We start from the raw sequence: 24,646 nt of genomic DNA on the forward strand, positions 1-24,646 counted from the left end.
GGCGACGAAAGCACCGGTCGCGATAAAGGTCTGGCGTCGTGGCGCTACCCGAGCGGTTCCAGCCCGTGTTCCTCGCGCAGGACGTCGATGTACTTCCGGAAGCCGCTCTCGAGGTCGTACTCCGGCTCGTAGCCCATGTCCTCCTGGATGGCCGTCATGTCGAGCTTCTGGGTCCACGGCAGTTCGCCCTCGTCGCTCACGTCGAGGTCGGCGTCGGGGACGATACCGCGTACAGTCTCGGCCGCCTCGCGGATGGTGGCCACGGTGCCGCGGACGTTGTAGACGCGCCGGCTCAGGTCGTCGTCGGGCGTGAACGCCGCGAGGCGGAACGCCTGCGCGATGTCCTCGACGTGCTGCCAGTCGATGACCTGGTCGCCGTACTCGACGCTGAACGACTCGCCAAGCGCGGGTTTCTCGACGATGTTGGCGAGGAACGCCGACCCGCCGGTCTCGCGGTACGGGCCGTAGGCGACGGTGGGGCGCAGGGCGACGTGGCTCACGTCGTGGTCCTCGAAGTACACCTTCGCCTGGTGTTCGTTGAACTCCTTGGTCGCGCCGTACAGCGTGTCGGGGTAGACGAGGTCGTCCTCGGTCACCCAGTCGTCGTCGTAGTTCGCCGGCGGCGCGAACGCGGCGGCCGAGGAGGCCCACGCGACGCGCTCGACCTGGTCGTCCAGAGTGCGCGCCGCCTCGAAGACGTTGTTCGTCCCCTGGACGTTCACGTCGATGGCCGACCGGGGGTTCTCGCGGGCGGTGTTGGTCAACAGCGCCGCGAGGTGGACGATGCGGGTCGTGCCCGTCTCCCTGACGGCCCGGAACACGTCAGTCGGGTCGCTGATGTCGCCGCGTCGCACCTCGACGTCGTCCGCGACCCCGAGCTTTTCGAGGATTCGCGTGTCCGTCGAGAGGTCGTAGGCGACAACGTCGTGGCCCCGGTCGAGGAACTCCTCGGCCACGTACGACCCGATGAAGCCTGTCCCGCCCGTCACCAGCACCGTTTCGGTGTCGGTCATGACGACCTGAAGTCCGTCCGGCGTGTTAAAAAATGTGTACAATACGACTCGCCAAGATAGCCCGACGAACCGCGAGCGTGGCCATCGCCGAAGCCGCTGGTTTCTCCCCGGTGGCGTCCGTACCGTCGGCGATGCCCGACCACGAGAACCGCGGCTTCCGGCGGCTGTTCGACGGCGACCTCTCCGTCGGCCTGTTCTTCCCCATCACGTCCTCGACGGAGGACGTACCGCCGATGGAGGACCAGGTCGAACTGGCGCGGTACGCCAGCGAACTGGGGTTCGACGCGCTCTGGTTCCGCGACGTCCCGACCTACTGGCCGAAGTTCGGCGACGCCGGGCAGGTGTACGACCCCTGGGTCTACCTCTCGCACGTCGCCGCCCACACCGACGACGTCGCGCTCGCGACCGGGAGCGTCGTCCTCCCGCTGCGCCACCCCCTCCACGTCGCGAAGTCGGCGGCGTCGGTCGACCGGCTCTCGGACGGACGGCTGGTCCTCGGGGTGGCCAGCGGGGACCGGCCGCCAGAGTTCCCCGCGTTCGGCGTCGAACAGGACGAGCGCGGCGAACTGTTCCGCGAGAGCGTCCGCGTCCTCCGGACGGTCTGGTCCGAGGAGTTCCCCGAGGTGGACTCGTCGTTCGGGACGATGGACGGGCGACTCGACGTGGTGCCGAAGCCGACGACCGAGACGCTGCCGCTGCTCGTCACCGGCAACGCCCGCCAGTCGGTCGAGTGGATCGGCGAGCACGGCGACGGCTGGCTCCACTACCAGCTACCGCTGAACACGGTCGAGAGCGTCGTCGCGGACTGGCAGGCGGCGACCGACGAAGAGAAGCCGTTCGCCCAGGCGATGCGCGTCGACCTGCGAGCCGACCCCGCCGCCGGGATGGAGCACGTCCATCAGGGGTTCGCCGCGGGGAGCGAGTGGTTCGTCGACCACCTCCGGGCGCTCGCCGAGCGCGGCGTCGACCACCTGGCCGTCAACGTCCGGGGAACCGACCGCGACGTCCGGACGGTCTTGGAGGAGTTCGCCGACGACGTGATGGACGAGGTGTAGCGGTCGGTCGCGGCTACGCCGACTCCGCGACGAGGAGGTACGAGAGGACCACTGCGAGCGCGACCTCCGACGCGATGGCGAGGAACTCGACCGGTCCGGCGAAGAGGTGGTCCAGCAGGAAGGGGACGAGCGGGCCGCGGTGGTACGTACCGGACCCGACGACGAGTAGCGGTCGGTGACCGCCGAGATGCCACCAGAAGTAGCCGACGACGTACCCGACCATCAGGAGGATGCCGCCGAGATACAGGGGACGGCGATGTCGACCCTGCGCGGCGAGCAGGAGACCGGCGACCAGCGCGAGACCGGAGACGACGAACAGCGGCCATCGGAGGTCGCGCGGAACGAGGAAGCCGGCGCTCGCCCACCGGACCCAGTTGAAGACGCCAAGCGTGAGGTGGACGACTGCGACGACGACGGCGAGGTGGGCCGCGACGAGGTGTGCGGGCGACGGTAGCTCCGAATCCATCGGTCGAACGAGGGGCGGCCGTGGCAAGTAATTCGCGGTCCGCCGCGAGCGGACTGAAAAGCTTATCACCCCGACACCCCACTAAGTAATATGAGCTACGATACCGTCGTCTTCGACAACGACGGTGTCCTCGTCGGTCGAACCAGCTTCGACGTCTTGCGGGAAGCCACGCAGGAGACGTTCGCGCAGTTCGGTGTGACCGACCCGGACCCCGACCACGTAGAGAACATGACCGTCGGAACGACCCCCAGACAGGTCGACGTCGTCTGCGACGAGTACGACCTCGACCGGGAGACGTTCTGGCGCACACTCGACCGCACGTCCTCGCTGGCCCAGCAGGAGGAGGCCCGCGCGGGACGAAAGACTCCATACGGAGACATCGACACGCTGGCCAACCTCGACGCCGCGATGGGAATCGTCAGTTCGAATCAGCAGCAGACGGTCGACTTCCTCCTCGACCACTTCGACTACACGAGCATGTTCGGCACGGCCTACGGTCGCGAGGCGACCGTCAAGAGCCTCGACCGCCGGAAGCCGAACTCCTACTACATCGACTGCGCGCTGGCCGACCTCGACGCGGACTCCGCGCTGTTCGTCGGCGACAACGAGTCGGACGTCAGGGCCGCCGAGAACGCCGGCATCGACTCGGCGTTCATCCGTCGCCCCCACCGCCGCGATTGGGACCTCAACGTCTGGCCCACCTGGGAGATAGAGTCGCTGGACGACCTCCACAGCATCTGTAGCGCCTGAGACGGTCCCGAATCTCGCCCCCTCACGGTTCCGCCCAGCGACGACCCCGGTACGAGGAGCGACGCCTGCGGGTGAGGGCGAAGCGGGCGACCTGCCCCCGCTACTCGTGTAGCCCGCCGACCGCCTCGTAGAACGACGACTGCAACTGCTCGGCCATCTCCTCCTCGCGGTCGATGCGCACGTCGACGACGAACGGCACCTCGCTCTCCCGGCCCGCCGCGAGCGCGTCAGCGAGTTCGTCGGGCGAGACGGCGCGGGTACCGTCCGCGCCGAACCCCTCCGCGACCGTCACGAAGTCGGTGTCGTGGAACTCCACGCCGGCGATGTCGTCCTCGCCCTCCTGCATCTGGCGGACCATCCCGAGACTTGTGTCGTTGAGCACGACGAACGTGGGCGCGACGCCCTGCTCGACGGCGATTTCGACGCTCGTCATCGTCATCGTGAACCCGCCGTCGCCCGCGACGCCGACGACGTCCTTGTCGGTCGAGATGGCGGCGCTGACGGCCGCCGGGGTCGCCCACCCCATCCCCCCGACGCCGCCCGAACCGAAGTACGTTCGCGTGGCGGGGGTCTGGAGGTAGTTCAGCAGCCAGAAGCGGTTGTTGCCGGAGTCGGCCGTGACGATGGTGTCCTCGTCGACCACTGCCTCGATCTCCTTCACCGCGCGCTGGGGCTTGATGGGCGCGGCGTCGCTCTCGCAGTTCGGCGCGTGGAACGAGTCGCGGGCCGTCGCCGCCCGGTCGCGCGCCCAGTCGTTGCCGGCGTCCGCCGCGCCCGCCGCGTCGGCGAGCGCCCGCAGGCTCTCTTTCGCGTCGCCGACGAGACCCACGTCCGCGGGGTACACCCAGCCCGCGTTGCGGGTGTCGACGTCGGCGTGGACGATGGTCTGCTCGTCCGGTCGGATGAAGTCCGGGGCCTGCCAGTTGGTGTCCATCGGGTTCATCCGACAGCCGACGACGAGCAGCGCGTCGGCCTCGCTGACCACCCGGTTCGCACCCTCGTGACCGAACGAGCCGATGACGCCCGCCGCGAGGTCGTGGGTCTCGGGGAACGTCGACTTTCCGAGATACGACGTGGCGACCGCGGCGTCGTACGTCTCCGCGACCGCTTCGAGGTCGTCGTAGGCTCCGGCGGCGTGGACGCCGTTGCCCGCGATTATCACGGGGCGGTCGGCGTCGGCGAGCGCCGCGACCGCCGCGTCGACGTCGCAGTCGGTGGGTTTCGACTCCCAGTTTCGCACCTGCTCGTCGGCGTTCCAGACCGGCGGAATCGGGTCCTCCGGAACCGCCTCGGTGATGGCGTCGCCGTCGAAGATGACCGCCGTGGGACCGGGCCGGCCCGCCGTCGCGTGCTTGAACGCCAGCTGGACGCTCCGCAGCGTCTCGGTCGGCGACCGCGGGAACCAGTGTTCCTTCGTCACGCCGTCCAGAATCTTCGGGAGGTCGAGACCGCCGTAGTCGCCGCGCGACTGCTGGTACGGTGCGAGCGTCGAGTAGTCGCCGCGTTCACTCGCCTCCGTCAGGACGACCATCGGCGAGGACGCGAGGCGGGCCTCCATCTGGCCGATGGTGCCGAGGCTCCCTATCCAGGGGCCCTGACCGGCGAGCACCGCGGGCTCGCCGTGGAGGCGGCCGTACATCTCGGCCATGACGCTGCCCTCCCGCTCGTCGCGGGGTCGGACGACCGACACGTCCGACTCGGGCAGTTCGTCCAGCAGTTCGATGACGCGACCGCCGGGGTAGCCGAAGACGTACTCGACGCCCAGCGTCTCGAGGGTGTCGACGACCCGTTCGGCGGTGCTCGTCACGCTCCGTCCCCCGTTTTCGTCCGAACCGCGGTGGCTTCTCTCACACCCGGCCCCACGCCCGGTCGGTTCGTTAGTGTTTCCCTCCCGTCTCGCCGTCGACATCTCCGGCGGCGAACTTCTTTGGTGTCGGCGAGCGAAGCGACGGACATGGTCGCAAAAGAGTCCGAAGAGACCCTCGAACGCGGAGAGCCGGTACCGAACGTCGAACTTCCGGGCACCGACGGGGAGACGTACACCCTCGGGGACTTCGCGGACCACGACGCGGTCCTGCTCGTGTTCACCTGCAACCACTGCCCGTACGCCCAGGCGAAGATGGACCTCCTGAACGACGTCGCCGACGAGTACGACGACGTCGCGGTCGTCGGCGTCAACCCCAACGACGCCGAGGAGTACCCCGAGGACTCCTTCGAGACGATGGTCGAGTGGGTCGAGGAGGGTCGCATCCGGTACGACGTCTACCTGCGGGACGAGAGCCAGACTGCCGCGGAGGCGTACGGCGCGGTCTGCACCCCCGACCCGTTCCTGCTCCGGAACGAGGGCGACACGTTCACGCTGGCGTACCACGGTCGGCTGGACGACGCGCTCAACCCCGACGACGAACCTACCGAGTTCTACGTCCGCGACGCCATCGACGCCGTGCTCGCCGGCGAGGACGTCGACCTGGAGTTCCTGCCGTCGCGGGGCTGCTCCATCAAGTGGAAGTAACCGTCTCGTCCGGCCTCGGTTTTATTGTTCCGTGCCTGTTTCTCACTGGCATGGCCACCCCGGACGACGCCCCCGACTTCGAGCGGTACCGCGACTCGCTGGGCCACGACCGGCCGGACGAGTCGCCCGAACTCGCGGCCGACCTGCGCGACGCCGTCGACGGCGAGGTACGGTTCGACGAGTACACCCAGGTGCTGTACGCGACCGACGGGAGCGTCTACCAGGCGCGACCGGCGGGCGTCGTCTTCCCCCGGAACGCCGCGGACGTGCAGGCCGCCGTGCGCGTCGCGGCCGACCACGACGCCCCGGTGCTGCCCCGCGGCGCGGGGTCGTCGCTCGCGGGACAGGCGGTCGGCCCCGGCTGCGTCGTCCTCGACTGCTCGCGCCACATGGACGCCATCCGCGACGTCGACCCCGACGCCCGCCGCGCGGTGGTCGAACCGGGCGTCGTCCAGGACGACCTGGACGACCACCTCGCGCAGTGGGGGCTGAAGTTCGCGCCAGACCCTGCCTCCTCGAACCGCGCGACCGTCGGCGGCGGTATCGGCAACAACTCGACGGGCGCACACTCGGTCCGGTACGGCATCACCGACGCCTACGTCGCCGGCCTCGACGTGGTGCTCGCCGACGGGTCGCTGGTCTCCACCCGCGAGGTCGTCCTCGACTCGGCGGAGTGGGACGACATCGTCGCGAGGGACGACCGCGAGGCCGAACTCTACCGGACGGTCCGGGCGCTCGTCGAGGACAACCGCGAGGAGATAGACCGCCGGTATCCCGAACTCAAACGCAGCGTCTCCGGCTACAACCTCCAGAAGGTCGTCTACGAGCGCGAGGACGGCGAGCGCTGCATCGACCTCTCGAAGCTGTTCGTCGGCGCGGAGGGGACGCTGGGCGTCGTCGTCGCGGCGACGCTCGACCTCGTCACGCGCCCGGAGGAGACGGCGCTCGCGGTGTACTGCTACGACGACCTGCTCGACGCGCTCGAAGCCGTGCCCGAGGCGCTCGACCTGGCCCCCAGCGCCGTCGAACTGATGGACGACGAGGTGGTCCGGCTGGCCAGCGAGTCGACGGAGTACGCCGCCTACGCCGAGCTGATTCCCGCGGACGCCGCGGCGGTCCTGATGGTGGAGTTCGACTCCGAACTGCACGACGACTTCGCCGACGCCGTCGCGGGGGCGAACGCGCGACTGCTCGACGACGGGCCGGCGTTCGACGCCCTGACGGCGTACGACCCCGACGAGCAGGCGAAGCTCTGGAAGCTCCGGAAGGCCGCCATCCCGCTGCTGATGAGCATGGAGGGCGACCCGAAGCCGTACCCCTTCATCGAGGACGCCTCCGTCCCGCCCGACGAACTCGCCGACTACGCCCGCGAGTTCCGGGCGATACTGGACGACCACGGCACCTCGGCAGCCTTCTTCGCCCACGCCGGCAGCGGAACCCTGCACATCCGGCCCGTGCTGAACCTCAAGGAGGAGGCGGGCGTGGAGACGATGCACGCCATCGCGGAGGACGTCACCTCGCTGGTGCTGGAGCACCGCGGCGCGTTCTCCGGCGAGCACGGCGACGGCCTCGCCCGCACCGAGTTCAACCCGAAGCTGTACGGCCCGGAGCTGTGGTCGGCGTTCAAGGAGTTGAAGTCTGCGTTCGACCCGGACTGGCGGCTGAACCCCGGGAAGGTGGTCTTCCGCGACGACGCGGAGGGACCGACCGACATGCGCGAACACCTGCGGTACGGTCCCGAGTACTCGTCGCTCGAACCCGGGACGGTCCAGGACTTCTCCGACGAGGGCGGCTTCTCGAACCTCGTCGAACTCTGCAACGGCTGTGGCACCTGCCGACAGACCGACGGCGAGACGATGTGTCCCTCCTACCGGGGCATGCGGGACGAGATGACGACCACGCGCGGCCGGGCGAACCTGCTCCGGGCGGCCATCGGCGGCGACCTCCCCGCCGACGAACTGTTCACGGAGCGCTTCCAGCGCGAGGTGCTCGACCTCTGTCTCGGCTGCAAGGGATGCGCGAGCGACTGTCCGACCGGCGTCGACCTCGCGAAGCTGAAGGCCGAGGTCAAACACGAACACCACCGCCGCAACGGGGCCGGCCTCCGCGAGCGCGCGTTCGCGAACGCGGACCGCCTCGCCGCCCTCGGGAGCGCGCTCGCCCCCGTCTCGAACTGGCTCGCCAACCTGCCCGGGTCCGACCGCCTCGGGGAGCGGTTCGGCGTCGCGTCGAGCCGCGACCTCCCTCCCTTCCGGCGGGAGACGCTGACCGACTGGTTCGACGCCCGCGGCCCCCGCGTCCCCGCGAGCGAGGCCGACGAGCGCGTCCTGCTGTTCCCCGACACCTACACGAACTACAGCTATCCCGGCCCCGGCAAGGCGGCCGTCCGCGTGCTGGAGGCCGCGGGCGTCCACGTGCGGGTGCCCGACGACCTCGCGCCGAGCGGTCGGGCGGCCTACTCGGAGGGCTTCCTCGATCTGGCCCGCGAGCGCGCCGAGACGAACGTCGCGACGCTCGCCCCCCGCGTCGCCGACGGCTGGTCGGTCGCCTTCGTCGAACCCTCCGACGCCGCCGTCTTCCAGGACGAGTACCGCGACCTGCTCTCCGGCGCGGCGGTCGAGCGCGTCGCCGACGCCGCGTTCGGCGTCTGCGAGTTCCTCGACCGCAAGCGACTGGACGACGGCCTCGCGTTCGGCGACCCCGACGAGTCGCTCGCCTACCACGGCCACTGCAACCAGAAGGCGCTGGGCCGGGACCACCACGCGGTCGGCGTCCTCCGTCGCGCGGGCTACGCGGTCGACCCCCTCGACTCGGGCTGTTGCGGCATGGCCGGTAGCTTCGGCTACCGCACCGAGAACGACGACCTCTCGCGGGCCATCGGGCGCATCCTCTTCGAGAAGGTCGGGGAGAGCGACGCCGCGACGGTGGTCGCGCCCGGCGCGTCCTGCCGGACGCAACTCGCCGAACGCGACGGAGGGGGCCGGCCCCCGACGCCCATCGAGAAGGTCGCGACGGCGCTGGAGGAACCGGCGGAGACCAACGGCGTCTGACTCCCGAGCGAGCGCGTCGACGTTATCGCTGGAGCGCCTCGGGCGGCCCGCCGGGAAGTCGGTCGCGGTCGTGGGGAGCCTCGAAGTCGAGGTCGGGGCCGACGGCCACGATACGCTTCGGATTGAGGTCGCCGTGACTCCGGTAGTAGTGCTCTCTGATGTGGTCGAGGTTCACCGTCTCGGCGACGCCCGGCAGCTGGTACAGCTCCTTCAGGTAGTTCCAGAGGTTCGGGTAGTCGACGATGCGTCGCCGGTTGCATTTGAAGTGGGTGTGGTACACCGCGTCGAAGCGGACGAGCGTGACGAACATGGCGAAGTCCGCCTCGGTCAGCACCGGTCCGCAGAGGTAGCGCTGGTCGTCGAGGACCGCCTCCCAGTGGTCGAGCGCGTCGAAGAGGTCGGCCACCGCCGCCTCGTAGGCCGACTGGGTTCCGGCGAATCCGGCGCGGTAGACGCCGTTGTTGATGGGGCCGTAGACGGCGTCGATGGTCTCGTCGACCGCCTCGCGGTACCCCTCCGGGTAGAAGCTCACGTCGCGGGCGGCGACGTCGTCGAACGCCGTGTCGAACATCCGCATTATCTCCTCGGACTCGTTGTTGACGATGGTCTCGCGCTCTGTGTCCCATAGCACGGGCACCGTCACCCGGCCCGTGAACTCGGGGTCGGCGGCGGTGTACACCTCGCGGAGGTACTCCGCGCCGTTGATGCGGTCGGCGGTACAGCCGAGTCGCTCGGGCGAGAACTCCCAGCCGTCGTTCTCGCGATAGGGGTCGACGACGGACACGGAGATGGCGTCCTCCAGCCCCTTCAGCGCCCGGGTGAGCAGCGTCCGGTGCGCCCACGGACAGGCGTAGGAGACGTAGAGGTGGTACCGGCCGGCCTCCGCGGGGAACTCGGCGTCCGGGTCGTCCTCGACCCAGTCCCGGAACGAGGTCTCCTGACGGTCGAACTCTCCCTCCTCGTCGGTCGTCTCGTACGCGTCGGTCCGCCACTCCCCCTCGACGAGCATGTTCATCGTGTCCGTCGCTTGGTAGTAGGCACCTAAAGCGGCTACGCTCCCCCACGTTCTTTCCGATTGCGTCGCGGCCGCGACCGCCGTCCGTCCACCCCCGGCGCGGAGGACGCGACCACGTATCCAGATATCTTTCTGGGAATCTATCTAGATATCCCCGGGAAGGCTGGAGGTGGTCGGCCAACGCTCCACACCGACGCGGTCGTCGCGGGGGCGTCCCGGGAGCGCGAGCGACCGCGGACGACCGCCTTCGAACGTCGAGCGCCCGGCCGGTGGGCGCGAGTGTGTCAAACAGTATATCTTTGCCCAGTAAACATATACCCACCCTCGAACCATTTTCGGGCAAGCGATGACGGACGCTCCCTCGACGCGAATCCCTACAGGCGTCGCCGGTCTCCACGAAGTTCTCGACGGTGGACTGATACCCGGTCGCAGCTATCTCGTCAGGGGCGACCCGGGAACGGGCAAGACCATCCTCGGCATGAACTATCTCACCGCCGGGGTCGACGCCGACGAGACGGTGCTTTTCGTCAACCTGGAGGAAGCAGAGTCGGACATCCGACAGAACGCCGCGACGCTCGACATCGACCTCTCGGACGTTCATTTCCTCGACCTGAGCCCGGACTCCGACGTGTTCGTCGACGGACAGTCCTACGACATCTTCACGCCGAGCGAGGTCGAACAGGAGCCGCTCACCCGCCGGATAACGGAACGCATCGAGGAGACGGAACCCGACCGCGTCTTCATCGACCCGCTGACGAAGCTCCGGTATCTCACCTCCGACGACTACCAGTTCCGCAAGCAGGTCATCTCGTTCATGCGCTACCTGAAAGAACAGGGAGCGACGATACTGCTCACCTCCGAGAACACGTCGCGGTCGCCCGACGACGACCTGGAGTACATGACCGACGGTATCATCGAACTGCGACGCTCGACGAGGGGGCGCACGGTCCAGGTGCCGAAGTTCCGCGGGTCGGCCATCCACGAGGGCGAACACTCGCTGCGCATCGAGTCCGGCGGCATCTCGGTCTACCCCGAACTCACGCCCGCCGGGCCCGGCCGCGAACTCGTCGACGACCCCCTCCCGTCCGGCATCGACGGGCTCGACGAACTGCTCCACGGGGGGATCGAGCGCGGCACCGTGACGATGCTGAGCGGGCCGACGGGCGTCGGCAAGACGACCGCCGGCACGCAGTTCCTGAAGGAAGCGGCCAGGCGCGGCGAGCGCTCGGTCGTCTACATGTTCGAGGAAACGCGGAAGACGTACGTGCAGCGGAACGAGGCCATCGGCGTCCCCATCGAGGAGATGGAGCGGCGGGGCAACCTGAGCATCGAGGCGGTCGAACCGCTGGAGCACTCGGCGATGGAGTTCGCCCACCTGGTTCGCGAGGAAGTCGAGGAGAACGACACCGGCGTCGTGATGATCGACGGTATCCAGGGGTACAAGCTGTCGTTGCACGGCGACGAGGCGACGATGGTCCGGAAACTCCACACGCTCGCCCGGCACCTGAAAGACATGGGCGTGAGCGTCATCCTCGTCAACGAGGTAGAGACGGTCGCCGGCGATTTTCGGGCGACCGACGCCGGAATCAGCTACCTCGCCGACAACATCGTCTTCTTGCGTCACCTCGAACTGGCCGGCGAGTTGCGCAAGGCCGTCGGCGTGCTCAAGAAGCGAACCGGCGACTTCGAGCGGACGCTGCGGGAGTTCCGCATCACGACGGACGGCGTCACGGTCGGCGACCCGCTCGACGGCCTCCAGGGCGTGCTGAGCGGAACGCCGGAGACGATCGAGGAACGCTGAGGCCATGAGCGCGCCCGCGGCCGCCACGGGGACCGTCCGTTCGCCACGACGCGCCCTCGTCACCGTCGTCGCCGTCGTCTTCGTCGACCTGCTCGGGTTCGGCATCATCATCCCCATCCTGCCGTTCTACGTCCGCAGCTTCGGCGTCAGCGACGTGTACATCGGGCTGTTGGCGGCCTCCTACTCGCTGATGCAGTTCGGGTTCGCCCCCCTGCTCGGTCGGCTCTCGGACGCCCGGGGTCGGCGACCGGTCCTGCTCCTGTCCATCGCCGGCAGCGCGGTCGCGTGGACGCTGTTCGGACTGGCCGGGAGCGTCCTCGTCCTCTTCGTCTCGCGGATGCTGGCGGGCGCGATGGGCGGTAACATCGCGGCGGCCCAGGCGTACGTCGCGGACGTGACGCCGCCCGAGGAGCGCGCGAAGGGACTGGGGCTGGTCGGCGCGGCGTTCGGCCTCGGCTTCGTCTTCGGCCCGGCCATCGGCGGCTTCTTCGCCAGCGACCCCGTCGTCGCCGCCGCCCGCGACGTCCTCCCCGCGGCGGTCCCGGCCACGCGGTTCTCGCTGCCGAGTTTCGCCGCGGCGGGGTTCTCGGTGGTCAACTTCGGGTTCGCCGCCGCGTTCCTCGAAGAGACCGGCGCGCCCGGCGACGCGCCGGACCCGACGTCGCTCCTCGCCGACTTCGCGACGGTGCTCCGGGACGCCGCTCTCCGGGGGCTGGTCGTCTCGTTTTTCCTCATGTCGGTGGCGTTCTCGGGCGTCCAGGTGATGTTCATCCCCTTCGCGGCCGACGCCTACGGGTACGGCGCGAGCGAGACGGCGCTGCTTTTGACCTACGTCGGCGTGCTCGGCGTCGTCGTCCAGGGCGTGCTCGTCGGTCGGCTCTCGCGGCGGTACGGCGACGCCCGGGTCGCGCTGGCCGGTGCGGGGCTGCTCTCGGTGGCGCTCGTCGCCATCCCGCTCGCGCCCGACCTCGGGCGGGCGCTCGTCCCGCCGCTCGGCGGCCCGCCGTTCCTCACGCCCGAACTGGTCGCGCTGCTGGCGGTGCTCCCGGTGCTCTCGGTCGGCAACGGTCTGCTGACGGTGTCGATGACGACCCTCGTCTCGACCAGCGCGGGGCGGGCGACCCAGGGTCGTGCGTTCGGCGTCACGCAGGGGGCGGGCAGCCTCGGTCGCACCGTCGGGCCGCCCGTCATGGCCGCACTGTACACGGTCGTCGGACGCTGGTCGCCGTTCGCCGTCGGCGCGGTCCTGCTCGTGCCGGTGGTCGCGCTCGCGCTCTCCCGGGTGACCGGCGAGCGCCGCACCGTGCCGTCCTGACGCCGGAGGTGAGTCCGCGACTGTCGCCGCGCTCTTGCACAGTTTTAAATATTATGCCGGAAGAACTGAAGGTGACCGATGGCTCTCGAAGTCGACACGCGGGACTGGTCGCTGAGAACCGCCCGCAACGAGGAGGAGATGTGGGCGCTCGCCGACGAGCAGGGCGTCCACGACGCGCGGCTGTCGTACCCCTCCGGTTGGCTCTTTCTCACCCGGGACGCCGCGACGCGGGACCTCGTCGCCGTCGCCACGGAGGCGACCGACGAGCGCGCGGCCGCGGCGTACGCCGACGACCTCGACCACGACGCCGACCGCGTCGAGCGCGCGCTCGACGACCTCGTCGCGCTGGGGGCGTTCCACGCCGACGAGGACGGGTACCGACCGAATCCCGACAGCGTCGTCGTCCGGAGCGTCGACAGGTTGGACGCGGCCGTCAGGAACGCGGCGGAGAGCACCGACGCCGCGGGGGCCGGCGCGGGGTTCCGCGACCTCGCGCGCTCGGAGGCCGTGCGGTTGATGCTCGACGCGCTGCTGTACGCCGACGACGAACGGGTGAGCCAGGCCGACCTCCACGAGTGGTGCGGTCTCGCTCGCAAACAGGTCTGGATGCACGTCGACCGCCTGGAGGAGTACGGCGTGCTGGTGGCGGCCGGCGACGACTACGCGATCGGCGAGAAGAGTTCCGTGTTCGGCGGCGTCAGGGCGCTCGATGCGGCCGTCGTCGGTGCGGCGCTGTCGCCGTGACGAGTCCGTCGGTGGCCCGGCGGGTCGCCGCGACGCCGAGTGCTCGAAATCGTGGGGTCCGAGTCAGGCGGTCTGGGTTTCCGTGAGGTCTTCGCTCACGTACTGCTGTTCCCACTCGCGGCGCGCTTCTATCTCGCGTGCTCCCCGGCGCGTCAGCGTGTAGAAGTTGGTCCGACGGTCCCGCTGTCCCTTCTCCACGAGTCCCTTGTCGACCAGCGAGTCGAGATTCGGGTAGAGACGGCCGTGATGAATCTCCTTCTCGTAGTACGTTTCGAGTTCCTCTTTGATAGCGAGACCGTGCGGCTCGTCCAGTCCGGCGATGACGTACAGCAAGTCCCGCTGGAAACCAGTCAGGTCGTGCATGGTTCTCCCTCGCGCTACATAACCTGCCGACAGACAAAAGGATAGTGGCCACAGAGGTTCACCCCGTCCCTTTCCCTCGATTATCCAGACGCGGACGGTCCTGTCAATCGCTAGCCCTGTCGTCGGCGAGACAGGCTACCGTTTCCGCCAGACGGTGAAGATATTCCCGGGGGTCGTCAGGTTCCCAGCGGTGTGACGCTCGAGGGACGACGGCGACCCGGAAACGGGGCCGGAGTCAGCGCGGAAAACCTTTACCTCGGAACACCGAACGACGGCCACCGTGGCAGAACTCGAAGACCCCCTCGACGTCGGGGGCGTCGAACTGCCGAACCGGCTCTACCGCGCACCGCTGCTGGAGTGCGCCGGCAACGGCCCGGACGCCGTGGAGACGCTGATAGCGGACCTCGAACCCGCCGCCGCGGCCGGCGCGGGGCTGATATGCCAGGGCGCGACCGTGGTCCGCGAGCGGGGTGGCTGTGCCGCGCCGGGGATGACCCGCGTCCACGACCCCTCGTTCGTCGCCGACCTCGAACGCCTCACGGAGGCCGTCCACGCCCACGGAAGTCGCATCTTCGTCCAGCTCGAACACGGCGGCCTCCGGAGCATGGAGACGTGGCACGCCGGGTACCGGGCGGCCAATCCGGACCTCCGGCAACTCGCCGTCTCGCGGCCGCCCGCGGTCCTCCGGGCGCTCGACCGCGCGGGGTTCCTCGAGTACGACCCGCACGTCCTCACCACGGCCGAGGTGCACGACCTCGCGGCGGACTTCGGGCGCTGTGCCGCGTACGCGGTCGACGCCGGCTACGACGGCGTCCACGTCGCCGGGGCGAACATGGGCATCGTCCAGCAGTTCCTCTCGCCGTTCTACAACCGCCGCGACGACGAGTTCGGCGGGTCGCGGGCGGCCCGCGCTCGCTTCCTCGAACTGGTCCACGACGAGGTCCGCGAGCGCGTCGGCCCCGACGTGCCGGTGATGACGAAGGTGCCCGCCGAGACGGCCGCCCCCGCGTTCGTGCGCCGCCACCTCACGCTCGACGACGGCGTGGCGCTCTGCGAACGCCTCGCCGACGCCGGCTTCGACGCGGTCGTCCCGGTCCAGTGTTCGGTGTTCTGGGACGCCAGCATCGTCCGCGGCGAGTTTCCGGGGCGCGCGTGGCGCGACGACCGCTTCCGCGAGGGGTACGAGACGGCCTTCGGAAGCCGACTCCGCGCGCTCGGCGTGGCCGCGCTGAACTGGCTCCAGTCCCTGCAGTACGACTTCGAACCGGCGTGGAACCGCCGATTCGCCCGGCGCGTCAGCGAGCGCGTCGCCGTCCCGGTGCTCGCGGAGGGCGGCATCCGCGAGCGACCGCAAATTGATCGGTTGCTCGCCGCGGGCGACTGCGACGCGGTGGGGATGGGTCGGCCGTTCTACGCCGAACCGCGCCTGCCCGCCCGCATCCTCGACGCGGAGGAGGCCGCCGTCGCCTGCGAGAACTGCAACAACTGCACCGTCCCGCAGGCGACCGGCGCGGCGGGCGTCTGTCGGACCCCCTCGGTGCTGGCGAAACGCGGCGAACTCCGGCGCGAGGGAGCCTACGAGCGCGAGGAGTGACGCCGCGTTCCGGCCGTCGCTCCTCCCGACGGACGACGCGGCCGCGTGGCGACGACCCGTCGCCGCGTCGCCCGAACGCCCGTAACGCACGTACCGGGCGGGGGCGTACGGCCCTCGATGCCAGCCCACCTCGAAACGCCGCGCGTCCACCGTGCCATCGAATCGCCAGCGGGCGCACTACTCACCACGCGACCCTACGAGTGGCTGAAGCGCCGGAACCTCCCGCGAGAGTTCCGGACGGCGCGACTCCGCGCGGTCGCCGACCGGACCGCGTCGGTGGGCGTCGACGCCTACCTCGACGAACTGGGAATCGACCGCGTCGCGGGTCGCAAACGCGTCCGCGACGCGCTCGAACGCCACCGCGGTCGCAAGCGCGCCCGGGACGCGCTCGAAGTCCGCTGGGAGACCGTCTTCTGGGACGGCGGCGACGCGACGCTCGACGGGCGTGTCGCGCTCGAAACCGACCGCCGCACCGTCAGCGGACGCTGGGCGCGAGCGGGCGACCTGCTGGAGGCGACGCCGGACGCCGAACGAGTCGCGGCCGTGGACTTCGACGTTCCCGACCCCGACGACGCGCTCGCGGCGTGGGAGTCGCGGCTCGACGACCCCGCGAGCGCGTACGCGGCGCCCGACCGGGTTCCTGCGGTCGAGACGTCCGCGACGGTGCCCGGTCCCGACACGTCCGAGTACTGGGTCCGATTCCCGTCGGTGTCCGAACACGTCGCGGAACCGGCGTCGGCGAAGGTGTTCGAGCCGCGGCGGGAGCACGGCCTGCCGACGCTCGTCTTCGGGAGCGGTCTCGGGATGATGTACGACCTGCTGTCGTACTGGCCCGAGGAGGAGTACGTCGGGCGCGAACTCGCCACCCGAGGATACCGCGTCGTTCTCCCGGAGTCGCCGTGGCACGGCCGCCGCGAGCGCCCCGGACGGTACAGCGGGGAACCGTATCTCGCGGAGCCGCCGGTCTCGCTCGTCCGGCTCTACGCCGCCCAGCTCCGGGAGTGGGCCGTGCTGACGGCCTGGGCGCGCGAGGAGGGCGCGCCGGTCGTCGGCGTCGGCGGTATCAGCCTCGGCGGCATCGCCACCCTCCTGCTCGCCGGCTTCTGTGGCCCCTGGCCCGACGAGATGACGCCGGACCTCGCGTTCCCGGCGGCGCCGTCGGCCCGCCTCGACCGCGTGCTGGCCGGGAGCGAGCTGACGGGACTGCTCGGCGTCCGCGAGGCGCTCCGCGACGCCGGCTGGACCGACGCCCGCCTCGCCGAGTTCGCCCCGCTGCTGACGCCGCCGGACGACCCTGGCGTCCCGCCGGAGCGAGTGTTCCCGTTCGCCGGTCGCCGGGACCGCATGGCGCCGTACGGCGACGCCCGCGACGTGCTGTCGACGTGGGGCGTGCCGCCGCAGAACCGCACCGAGTGGGATGTCGGCCACTTCGGCGTGCTCGTCACGCTGCTCCGCCATTCGACGTACCAGGACGCCGTCGCCGCGCAACTGGACTGGCACGCCCGCTGACCCCACAGCGGCGGCGTTCGGGGGAAACGTTTTGTCGCGGCGGCGACCAGTTGTGACGATGTCGTCGGCACTCGTCTCGCGCTGGGCGCGCCGGACCGTCGCCGTGGGTGCGTTCTTTCTCGTCGTGTGGCAACTCTTCGTCCTCGCGGCGACCGCCGGCGCGCCGGGCGTCGGCCGGTCGGTCGGAGCGCACGGCTTCGCTCCGGCGGTCGTCCTCGGCCTCTACGGGTTCGTGCTCCACGTCGTCTTCGGGAAGGCGTACTCGCTCGTCCCCGCGTACTTCGACCGCGAACTGGCGTTCGCTCGCGCGCCGGCGGTGCAGTTGCCGCTGACGGCCGGCGGCGCGGCGCTGCTCGCGCTGTCCGCCGCCGGCGTCCGACCGTCGGGGGTCGACCGGTTCGGCGGCCTCGACGGCGTCGGTGCGGTGCTGTGGGCCGCCGGCGTCGCCGTCTTCCTCGGGACGCTCGCGTGGACGGTCCGGACGAACCCGACCGGCGGCGAGACGGGGACGGGGGAGGCGAACGCCCACCGGCGCGGCGTCGACCGCGCCGCGAACGCCGTCGTTCCCGCGGCGTTCGCCTACCTCGCGGTCGGCACCTACGAGACGCTGGCGCTCGCGACCGGCCTGCCGACGCTGTTCGTCGCCTACGCGCCACAGGTCGCCCACCTCCTCGGTGCGGGCTTCGCCGCCCTCGTGCTCTTCGCCGTCGGGTTCCGGCTGCTACCGCGGTTCCTCGTCGCCTCGCTGCCGCGGGCGCTCGTCGCGGTCGTCCTGCCGGCCGGCGCGCTCGGGGCGCTCTTGCTCGCCGTCGGGTTCCTGCGGCGCGGCCCCTGGTTCCGCACCGGCGCGGTCCTCGAAGCGACCGCCGTCGGCGGGTTCGCGCTCGCGTACGCCGTCCTCTTCGTCCGCACGGACCGCGACCGCGTCGGCTTCTACGGCGTCCTCGCCGGGGCCGCCTTCGGCGTCGTCGGCGTCGCGGTCGGTCTCTGGTTCGCGTTCCGCGGCGTCGACGCGTCGCTGACGCTGGTCCACCGCCGCGCGAACCTGCTCGGCTTCCTCGGCCTCACCATCGTGGGCGTCGCGTACCAGTTCTATCCACCGGCAGTCGGGCGGTTTCCGGGGGCCGGCGACCGGGCCGCGCTCGCGTCGATGGCCGCGCTCGCCGGCGGACTCGGTCTCGAACTCCTCGGCCTCGCGGCCGGAGCGGCCGGCGTCGTCCTGGCCGGCGCGGGCGCGACGGCGGCGGGAGCCGCCGCGTTCGCCTACCTCGTCCTGGGACTGTTCGTCCAGCGCACCGGGTCCTGAGAGGAGCGACGGAGTCAGCGGTCGGCCGACCGCGTCGCCCGGATGCGCTCGCCCGCGTCGAGGCCGCTCCGGAGCGCGCTGTGGACGCGACCCTCGCCCGCCACCCAGTCGCCGGCGAACCAGAGGTCGTCGTCCTCGGCGCGGCGGAGCGTCTCGGGGTCCGCGCCGTCGTTGGGGAGGGCGTCGCGCCAGCGCACCACGTCGAACCAGTCCGGGGCCGCGAGCGCGTCGTCGGAGAGCAGGTCGGCCGCCCGGTCGGCGACGGCGGCGGCGACGTCGTCGTCCGCGCGGTCGTAGTGCTCGGCCGACCAGTCGGGGGCCATCTGGACGACCAGCAGGCTCTCGTCGTCGGGGACGTGTCCGGGCTTGCAGTCCTCGCGCCCCAGCCACCCCACGTCGTGGTCCTTGTCGTCGTTCACCAGGGCGTAGTAGGGCCGCTCGACCTCGAAGGGGTAGTGGAGCGCGACCGAGAGCAGGGGGCGATAGGGGACGTGGCCGACGTGCTCGCGGAGGTCCCGGCGCACGGCCGACTGCCAGTCCGCCCCGTCGAGCAGCGACGCGGTCGTGGGTGCGGGTGGCGTGAGGACGAGGGCGTTCCACGGCCCCCACCGGCGGCCAGTGGGGTCCTCGACGTGCCACGCGGCGTCCCCCCGGCGGAGCGTCTCGGCCGGAACGTCGGCTTCGAGCGTCGCCCCGCTCTCGTCGAGCAGGCGGTCGCCCAGCGTCGCCAGCCCCTCGCGGTAGGTCCACTTCGGCGCGTCGTCGCCCCGTCCCTCCGAGATCTCGCCGTCGGCGTCGAACGTCCACACGTCGCCCTCGACCGCGGCGAGGCCATCGCCGAGTTCGTCGCGCAGGAGCCGCGAGACGCGGTCGTCGTCGCTCTTGACGTAGTTCGCGCCGGTGTCGTAGACACAGTCGTCCGCGGTACGGCTCGCCGCACGACCGCCCGGACGGTCGCTGCGCTCGAACAGCGTCACGTCGGCGGCGTCGCCCAGCGCGCACGCGACGCCGAGTCCGGCCACGCCCGCGCCGACGACCGCGACGCGCATCTCAGGCCTCCTCGTTCTCGTCCGACTGGTCCTCGTCCGCCTCGGCTCCGGACGCCTCGCCGCCGACGTCCGGGGCGGTCCCGGTGCTCTCTTCTTCCCCTTCCTCGTCCTCCTCCCCCGCTGCCTCCTCCACCTCGTCCTCGATGAACGAGTCGTCGCCGGGTATTGGCATTGGTACTCACTCGCAGGGTTGCGTCGGCGTGGCAAAAGTCATTGTGGCGGGCGAGACGGAGAGCGAGGGCGAGCGACGTCCGGCCGACCGCCCTCGCCCGCTTCGGAGCGTGACAGCCGAAACGAATTTCCGTGTCTCCGTCGCCTAGCGGCTGTGACGGCCGTCAGAGCACTCCAGTTCACCGGGCCCCGGGAAGTGACGGTGTGCGAGCGGGAGGTTCCGGAGCCGGGACCGGACGAGGTGCGCGTCCGCACGGAGGTGTCGGCCGTGAGCCCCGGCACCGAGCTGCTGGTCTACAGGGGCGATGCGCCGGAGGAGATGGCGTCCGACGAGGCCATCGACGCGCTCACCGGCGACTTCCAGTTCCCGCTCCAGTACGGCTACGCCGCCGTCGGGCGCGTGACCGCGACCGGGGCGAACGTCGCAGACGACTGGACGGACGAGCGCGCGTTCGCGTTCCACCCCCACCAGAGCCACTTCCTCGCGTCGCCCGACGACCTCCACCGGGTGCCGAAGGGGCTGTCCACGGCCGAGGCCGCCTTCCTGCCGAACGTCGAGACGGCGGTGAACTTCCTGCTCGACGGCGACCCGCGCGTGGGCGAGCAGGCCGTCGTCTTCGGCCAGGGCCTCGTCGGCCTGCTGACGACCGCCCTGCTCGCGGACTGCCCGCTCGCGGACCTCCTCACCCTCGACCGCTACCCCGAGCGTCGCGAACTGGCGCGCGAGATGGGGGCGGACCGCGCGCTCGCCCCCGAGGACGCACCGGACGGAGTTCGGGACGCGCTCGACGCCGACGCGACGCCCGACGGCGCCGACCTGACGTTCGAACTCTCGGGCAACCCGGCGGCGCTCGACGACGCGGTGGCCGTGACGGGCTACGACGGTCGCGTGCTCGTCGGCTCGTGGTACGGCGAGAAGCGCTCCGACCTCGACCTCGGCGGTCGGTTCCACCGGAGCCGCATCGCCATCGAGAGCACGCAGGTCAGCACCGTCGCGCCCGAACTCCGGGGGCGCTGGGACAAGGCCCGGCGGCTGTCGGTGGCGTGGCGACGCCTCGCCGACCTCGACGTCGAGCGCCTCGTCACCCACCGGATTCCGGTCGCGGAGGCCGACCGCGCGTATCGACTGCTCGACGACAACCCCGAAGACGCCCTCGGCGTCCTCTTCACCTACGATTGACCATCCCGACCATGTACGAACTGAGCGTCTCGCGGACCTTCGTCGCACAGCACTACCTCACCGTGCCGGACCCCGGCCCGGAGGGCGAACTGCACTCGCACCGCTACGAGGCCGACCTCCGCCTGCGGGGCGAGTCGCTGAACGAGTTCGGCTACCTCGTCGACATCGACGACGTGCGGGTCGCGCTCGACGACGTCGTCGAGCGCTATCGCGACGCGACGCTGAACGACCTGCCGGAGTTCGAGGGCGAGAACCCGAGCGCCGAGCACCTCGCCCGCGAGTTCTGCGACCGCGCGCTCGCCCCCCTCGACGCCGACGCGGTGAGCGAGGCCACCCTCCGGCTGTGGGAGGACGAGGAGGCCTGGGTCGCCTTCGAGCGGCCGGTGTGATGGACCTCGCGCTCGTCGTCTACGGCTCGCTGGACGAGCAGTCCGGCGGACTCCGCTACGACCGCCGACTGGTGGACAGCCTGCGGGACCGCGGCCACGCCGTCGACGTCGTCTCGCTGCCCTGGACGTCGTACTCCTGGGCGCTCACCCACAACTACGGGTCCGGCCTGCCCTCGCGGCTCGCCGACGCCGACGTCGTCGTCGAAGACGAGCTCTGCCACCCCTCGCTCGTCGCCGCGAACCGCCGCGTCGACGCTCCCGTCGTCACCGTCGTCCATCACCTCCGGTCGAGCGAGCCGCGCGGTCGCTGGCGCAACGCCGCCTACCGCGCCGTCGAGCGTCGCTACCTCCGTGGCGTCGACGCCGCCGTCTGCAACGGCGAGACGACGCGGGCCACCGTCGCCGCGCTGGCCGACCTGCCGACCGCGGTCGCCCCGCCGGCCGGCGACCGGTTCGCGCCCGTCGACGCCACCGCGACGAGCGCGCGCGGGGACGGCCCGCTCGAACTCTGCTTCCTCGGCAACCTCGAACCACGCAAGGGCGTCCACGTCCTGCTCGACGGTCTCGCGCAGGTCGACGGCGACTGGCGTCTCACCGTCGTCGGCGGGACCGCCGACCCGGGGTACGGCAGGCGACTCCGCCGCCGCGTCCGGGCGCTCGACCTCCGCGACCGGGTGACGTTCGTCGGGCGACTCCCGGACGACGCGGTCGCCGACCGCCTCGCGGAGAGTCACCTGCTGACCGTCCCGTCGCTGTACGAGGGCGTCGGCCTCGTCTACCTCGAAGCGATGGCGTTCGGCGTCCCCGCGCTCGCGACGACCGCCGGGGGCGCGAGCGAGGTCGTCACCGACGGCGAGAACGGACTGCTCGTCCCGCCCGGCGACGCCACCGCCGTCGCTGACGCCGTTCGCCGCGTCCGGGACGACCGCGACCTGCTCCGGGCGTTGAGCGAGGGCGCACGTCGTCGGTTCGAGCAACAGCCTGACTGGGACGACGCCGCGGACGCGGTCGAGGCGCTGCTCCGCGAGGTGGGGCCAGCGTGACCGAACCGGACGACGCGTTCCGGCGCTACCTCGCCGCCAAGCGCACCGTCGACGACCGGGCGCTCGACCGCCGCGTCCTCGACCGCTTCGTCGCCGAACTCCCCGACGACCCCGCGGTCCTGGAGGTCGGTGCCGGCATCGGGACGATGGTCGAGCGCCTCGACGACTGGGGCCTCCTTCCCGGGGGCCTCCGGTACACCGCCGTCGACCTCGACGAGCGGAACGTCGACGCGGCGCGCGACCGCCTGCGCCAGCGAGGGTTCCGCGAGGACGAGGAGGACGAGGAGGGTGACGCGCTCGCGCGCGAGGATATCGTCGTCGAGTTCGTCGCGGACGACGCCGTCGCGTTCGCCCGCGACGCGGACCGTCGCTGGGACGCGGTCGTCGGCCACGCCGTCCTCGACCTGTTCGACCTCGACGACGCGCTGCCCGCGCTGCGTTCGGCGGTCCCTGGGGGCCTCTGTTACTTCTCCGTCGTCTTCGACGGCGAGACCGGGTTCGAACCGCCGCTGGCGCTCGACGACCACGTCCTCGCCCGCTACCACGAGCACCTCGACGACGGCCAGGGGTCCAGCCGCGCCGGCCGCCGACTGCTCACACGCCTGCCCGACCACGGCGTGCGCGTGCTCGCCGCCGGCGGGTCGGACTGGGTCGTCCACCCCCGTGACGGGGAGTATCCGGCCGACGAGGCGTACTTCCTCCGGTACCTCCTCCGAACGATCGGCGGTGCGCTGGCCGACGAACCGACGCTCGACGACGCGGCGCTCGAGGACTGGGTCGAGACGCGCAACCGCCAGGTCGCGGCCGGCGAACTGGTCGCCGTCGTGCACAACCTCGACGTGCTCGGCCGCGTCGAGAACTAGTCGCTGGCTTCGCTGGCCTCCGCGAGTCGCCGGCCGACCTCGTCCTCGACGGCGTCCAGTTTCCCGCCGTCGATGTTCGGGTTGTTCCGGTACCGCGTCGCGTCTTCCCGGATGGATTCGAGACGCGTCCGGCGTTTCGCACCGGACAGTCCCGTCGTTCCCTCCAGTCGCTTCCACAGACTCGCTATCGCCGGACTCCGTATTCCGTCGTCCCCCACGGTCATGGTACGGCGTTCGGGTGCCACCTACTTGAGGGCGGTGACCGTCCGGACGGCCGGAACGTCCTCCGGTCCGCGAGCGATTTCGCTCCGACGAACGACTCCCCCGGCGGGTTTGATAAGCCGTCGTCGCCCAGATGGAAGTATGCTGATGACACCCGGCCCGACCGAGGTTCCGGCCTCGGTCCGGGAACGCATGAGCGAGCCGATGCCGAATCCGGACATCGAGTCGTCGTTCCGCGACCTGTACCGGGACGTGACCGAGAAACTCGCGACGGTCTACGACACCGACGACGACGTGGTCGTCATGGGCGGGGAGGGAATCCTCGGGCTGGAGGCGGCGGTCGCGTCGCTCGTGAGCGAGGGCGACGACGTGCTCTGTCTCTCGAACGGGCTGTACGGCGACGGGTTCGCCGACTTCGTCGAACAGTACGGCGGTCGGGTCACGACCTGCGACGCGCCGCCGACCGAACTGCTCGACGCCGAGGACGTGAAAGACGCGCTCGACGGCCGGTCGTTCGACGTGGCGACGATGGTCCACTGCGAGACGCCGACGGGGACGCTGAACGACCTGGACGAGATCCTGGGCGTGCTGGACGACGCCGGCGTGCTGACGATAGTCGACGCCGTCTCCTCGCTCGGCGGCGTCGCGGTCCCGACCGAGCACATCGACGTCTGCCTGGGCGCGTCCCAGAAGTGTTTCAGCGCACCCCCTGGAATCACGACGCTCTCGGTCAGCGACGACGCCTGGGAGGCGACGCGGGAAGGAGAACCGCGGACGTTCTACGCCAACCTCGCTCCCTGGGACGACGTGGTCCACGACGACGCACAGTTCCCCTACACGCAACTCGGCGCGAACGTCGCCGCGCTGGACGAGGCGCTCGACCGCCTGCTCGACGAGGGGCCGGCGACCGTCCGCGAGCGCCACGCCGAGGTGGCCGCCTACTGTCGCGAGCGGGCGGCCGAACTCGGCCTGTCCCTGTTTCCCGACGCCGAGGCGTACTGCTCGCCGACCGTGACGGCGCTCGACGTGGACGGCCGCGCTCCTGACCTCCGGAGACGACTCGACGAGGACCACGACGTCGTGCTGGCGACCGGTCTGGGACCCTACGAGGACGACGTCCTGCGCGTCGGCCACATGGGATACAACGCCGACCGCGAGAAGGTACGACGGACGATGGACGCGCTCGAATCGGTGCTCGACGAGTAGCGGGCCCGAGGCCCGCCGGGACCGCTACTT

Annotated in this window: 23 protein-coding genes; 15 read left to right on the plus strand and 8 right to left on the minus strand. The window is 70.9% G+C overall.

Annotation, left to right across the window (positions count from 1 at the left end; translation table 11 throughout):
- Nucleotides 1-44: 44 nt before the first annotated feature.
- Nucleotides 45-1,013, minus strand: a complete 969-nt coding sequence (locus tag ACTF4R_RS13755; RefSeq protein WP_440008454.1) for an NAD-dependent epimerase/dehydratase family protein — start codon at nt 1,011-1,013, stop codon at nt 45-47.
- 131 nt (nt 1,014-1,144) lie between these two features.
- On the opposite strand from ACTF4R_RS13755, the gene ACTF4R_RS13760 reads away from it, so the two are divergent.
- Entirely contained in the window at nt 1,145-2,068 is a 924-nt protein-coding gene (locus tag ACTF4R_RS13760; RefSeq protein ID WP_440008497.1) for an LLM class oxidoreductase, read from the plus strand.
- A 13-nt stretch (nt 2,069-2,081) separates the two neighbouring features.
- Here ACTF4R_RS13760 and ACTF4R_RS13765 read toward each other — a convergent pair whose 3' ends face one another.
- Nucleotides 2,082-2,534: a hypothetical protein gene (locus ACTF4R_RS13765; RefSeq protein ID WP_440008455.1), complete on the minus strand. Its 453-nt coding sequence runs from the start codon at nt 2,532-2,534 to the stop codon at nt 2,082-2,084.
- 90 nt (nt 2,535-2,624) lie between these two features.
- Between ACTF4R_RS13765 and ACTF4R_RS13770 the strand changes: the two genes are divergently transcribed.
- Complete coding sequence (locus ACTF4R_RS13770) at nt 2,625-3,284, plus strand: HAD family hydrolase (protein ID WP_440008456.1); 660 nt, start codon at nt 2,625-2,627, stop codon at nt 3,282-3,284.
- 100 nt (nt 3,285-3,384) lie between these two features.
- Here the strand turns inward: ACTF4R_RS13770 and ACTF4R_RS13775 are convergent, their stop codons facing one another.
- On the minus strand, nt 3,385-5,091 hold the full coding sequence (locus ACTF4R_RS13775) for a thiamine pyrophosphate-binding protein (protein ID WP_440008457.1): 1,707 nt from the start codon (nt 5,089-5,091) through the stop codon (nt 3,385-3,387).
- Nucleotides 5,092-5,238: 147 nt separating this feature from the next.
- On the opposite strand from ACTF4R_RS13775, the gene ACTF4R_RS13780 reads away from it, so the two are divergent.
- Both ACTF4R_RS13780 and ACTF4R_RS13785 read left to right on the plus strand, forming a co-directional pair.
- A complete protein-coding gene (locus ACTF4R_RS13780; RefSeq protein ID WP_440008458.1) occupies nt 5,239-5,796 on the plus strand; it encodes a thioredoxin family protein in 558 nt (185 codons plus the stop codon).
- Between the two features lie 50 nt (nt 5,797-5,846).
- Nucleotides 5,847-8,846, plus strand: a complete 3,000-nt coding sequence (locus ACTF4R_RS13785; RefSeq protein ID WP_440008459.1) for an FAD-binding and (Fe-S)-binding domain-containing protein — start codon at nt 5,847-5,849, stop codon at nt 8,844-8,846.
- A gap of 22 nt (nt 8,847-8,868) precedes the next feature.
- On the opposite strand, the gene ACTF4R_RS13790 is transcribed toward ACTF4R_RS13785, so the two are convergent.
- A complete protein-coding gene (locus ACTF4R_RS13790; protein WP_440008460.1) occupies nt 8,869-9,861 on the minus strand; it encodes a glutathione S-transferase family protein in 993 nt (330 codons plus the stop codon).
- 346 nt (nt 9,862-10,207) lie between these two features.
- Here ACTF4R_RS13790 and ACTF4R_RS13795 point away from each other — a divergent pair, with 346 nt between their 5' ends.
- The 3 genes from ACTF4R_RS13795 (at nt 10,208) to ACTF4R_RS13805 (ending at nt 13,721) form a co-directional block, all read left to right on the plus strand.
- The gene (locus ACTF4R_RS13795; RefSeq protein ID WP_440008461.1) at nt 10,208-11,662 is read left to right on the plus strand and encodes an ATPase domain-containing protein; all 1,455 of its coding nucleotides are present in this window, start codon (nt 10,208-10,210) and stop codon (nt 11,660-11,662) included.
- Between the two features lie 4 nt (nt 11,663-11,666).
- Nucleotides 11,667-12,977, plus strand: coding sequence for an MFS transporter (locus tag ACTF4R_RS13800; RefSeq protein WP_440008462.1), 1,311 nt, complete (start codon nt 11,667-11,669; stop codon nt 12,975-12,977).
- A 78-nt stretch (nt 12,978-13,055) separates the two neighbouring features.
- Nucleotides 13,056-13,721: a hypothetical protein gene (locus tag ACTF4R_RS13805; protein WP_440008463.1), complete on the plus strand. Its 666-nt coding sequence runs from the start codon at nt 13,056-13,058 to the stop codon at nt 13,719-13,721.
- A gap of 63 nt (nt 13,722-13,784) precedes the next feature.
- Here ACTF4R_RS13805 and ACTF4R_RS13810 read toward each other — a convergent pair whose 3' ends face one another.
- Nucleotides 13,785-14,084: a helix-turn-helix transcriptional regulator gene (locus ACTF4R_RS13810; RefSeq protein ID WP_113276200.1), complete on the minus strand. Its 300-nt coding sequence runs from the start codon at nt 14,082-14,084 to the stop codon at nt 13,785-13,787.
- 280 nt (nt 14,085-14,364) lie between these two features.
- On the opposite strand from ACTF4R_RS13810, the gene ACTF4R_RS13815 reads away from it, so the two are divergent.
- The 3 genes from ACTF4R_RS13815 (at nt 14,365) to ACTF4R_RS13825 (ending at nt 18,493) form a co-directional block, all read left to right on the plus strand.
- On the plus strand, nt 14,365-15,678 hold the full coding sequence (locus ACTF4R_RS13815) for an oxidoreductase (RefSeq protein ID WP_440008464.1): 1,314 nt from the start codon (nt 14,365-14,367) through the stop codon (nt 15,676-15,678).
- A 117-nt stretch (nt 15,679-15,795) separates the two neighbouring features.
- On the plus strand, nt 15,796-17,187 hold the full coding sequence (locus ACTF4R_RS13820; RefSeq protein ID WP_440008465.1) for an alpha/beta hydrolase family protein: 1,392 nt from the start codon (nt 15,796-15,798) through the stop codon (nt 17,185-17,187).
- Nucleotides 17,188-17,245: 58 nt separating this feature from the next.
- Nucleotides 17,246-18,493 (plus strand): hypothetical protein, encoded by a 1,248-nt coding sequence (locus ACTF4R_RS13825; RefSeq protein ID WP_440008466.1) that lies wholly within the window; start codon nt 17,246-17,248, stop codon nt 18,491-18,493.
- A gap of 14 nt (nt 18,494-18,507) precedes the next feature.
- Here the strand turns inward: ACTF4R_RS13825 and ACTF4R_RS13830 are convergent, their stop codons facing one another.
- Both ACTF4R_RS13830 and ACTF4R_RS13835 read right to left on the minus strand, forming a co-directional pair.
- Entirely contained in the window at nt 18,508-19,542 is a 1,035-nt protein-coding gene (locus tag ACTF4R_RS13830) for an NAD(P)/FAD-dependent oxidoreductase (protein ID WP_440008467.1), read from the minus strand.
- 1 nt (nt 19,543) lies between these two features.
- Complete coding sequence (locus tag ACTF4R_RS13835; protein WP_440008468.1) at nt 19,544-19,714, minus strand: hypothetical protein; 171 nt, start codon at nt 19,712-19,714, stop codon at nt 19,544-19,546.
- A 153-nt stretch (nt 19,715-19,867) separates the two neighbouring features.
- Here ACTF4R_RS13835 and ACTF4R_RS13840 point away from each other — a divergent pair, with 153 nt between their 5' ends.
- From ACTF4R_RS13840 to ACTF4R_RS13855, 4 genes are read left to right on the plus strand one after another with little or no spacing between them, the layout of a single operon-like run.
- Complete coding sequence (locus ACTF4R_RS13840; RefSeq protein ID WP_440008469.1) at nt 19,868-20,893, plus strand: zinc-dependent alcohol dehydrogenase; 1,026 nt, start codon at nt 19,868-19,870, stop codon at nt 20,891-20,893.
- Nucleotides 20,894-20,904: 11 nt separating this feature from the next.
- Nucleotides 20,905-21,282 carry a 6-pyruvoyl trahydropterin synthase family protein gene (locus ACTF4R_RS13845; RefSeq protein WP_440008470.1) on the plus strand — a complete coding sequence of 126 codons (378 nt, stop codon included), beginning with the start codon at nt 20,905-20,907 and terminating at the stop codon, nt 21,280-21,282.
- A complete protein-coding gene (locus ACTF4R_RS13850; protein WP_440008471.1) occupies nt 21,282-22,325 on the plus strand; it encodes a glycosyltransferase family 4 protein in 1,044 nt (347 codons plus the stop codon). The genes ACTF4R_RS13845 and ACTF4R_RS13850 overlap by 1 nt, the downstream gene beginning before the upstream one ends.
- Nucleotides 22,322-23,188, plus strand: coding sequence for a class I SAM-dependent methyltransferase (locus tag ACTF4R_RS13855; protein ID WP_440008472.1), 867 nt, complete (start codon nt 22,322-22,324; stop codon nt 23,186-23,188). Before ACTF4R_RS13850 ends, ACTF4R_RS13855 begins: the two co-directional genes overlap by 4 nt.
- Here ACTF4R_RS13855 and ACTF4R_RS13860 read toward each other — a convergent pair.
- Nucleotides 23,185-23,412: a hypothetical protein gene (locus ACTF4R_RS13860; protein WP_440008473.1), complete on the minus strand. Its 228-nt coding sequence runs from the start codon at nt 23,410-23,412 to the stop codon at nt 23,185-23,187. The genes ACTF4R_RS13855 and ACTF4R_RS13860 overlap by 4 nt on opposite strands.
- 139 nt (nt 23,413-23,551) lie before the next feature.
- Here ACTF4R_RS13860 and ACTF4R_RS13865 point away from each other — a divergent pair, with 139 nt between their 5' ends.
- Nucleotides 23,552-24,616 (plus strand): pyridoxal-phosphate-dependent aminotransferase family protein, encoded by a 1,065-nt coding sequence (locus ACTF4R_RS13865; RefSeq protein ID WP_440008474.1) that lies wholly within the window; start codon nt 23,552-23,554, stop codon nt 24,614-24,616.
- Nucleotides 24,617-24,646 lie beyond the last annotated feature (30 nt).

This window comes from Halomicrococcus pelagicus (genome assembly GCF_051917725.1).
Classification (GTDB): domain Archaea; phylum Halobacteriota; class Halobacteria; order Halobacteriales; family Haladaptataceae; genus Halomicrococcus.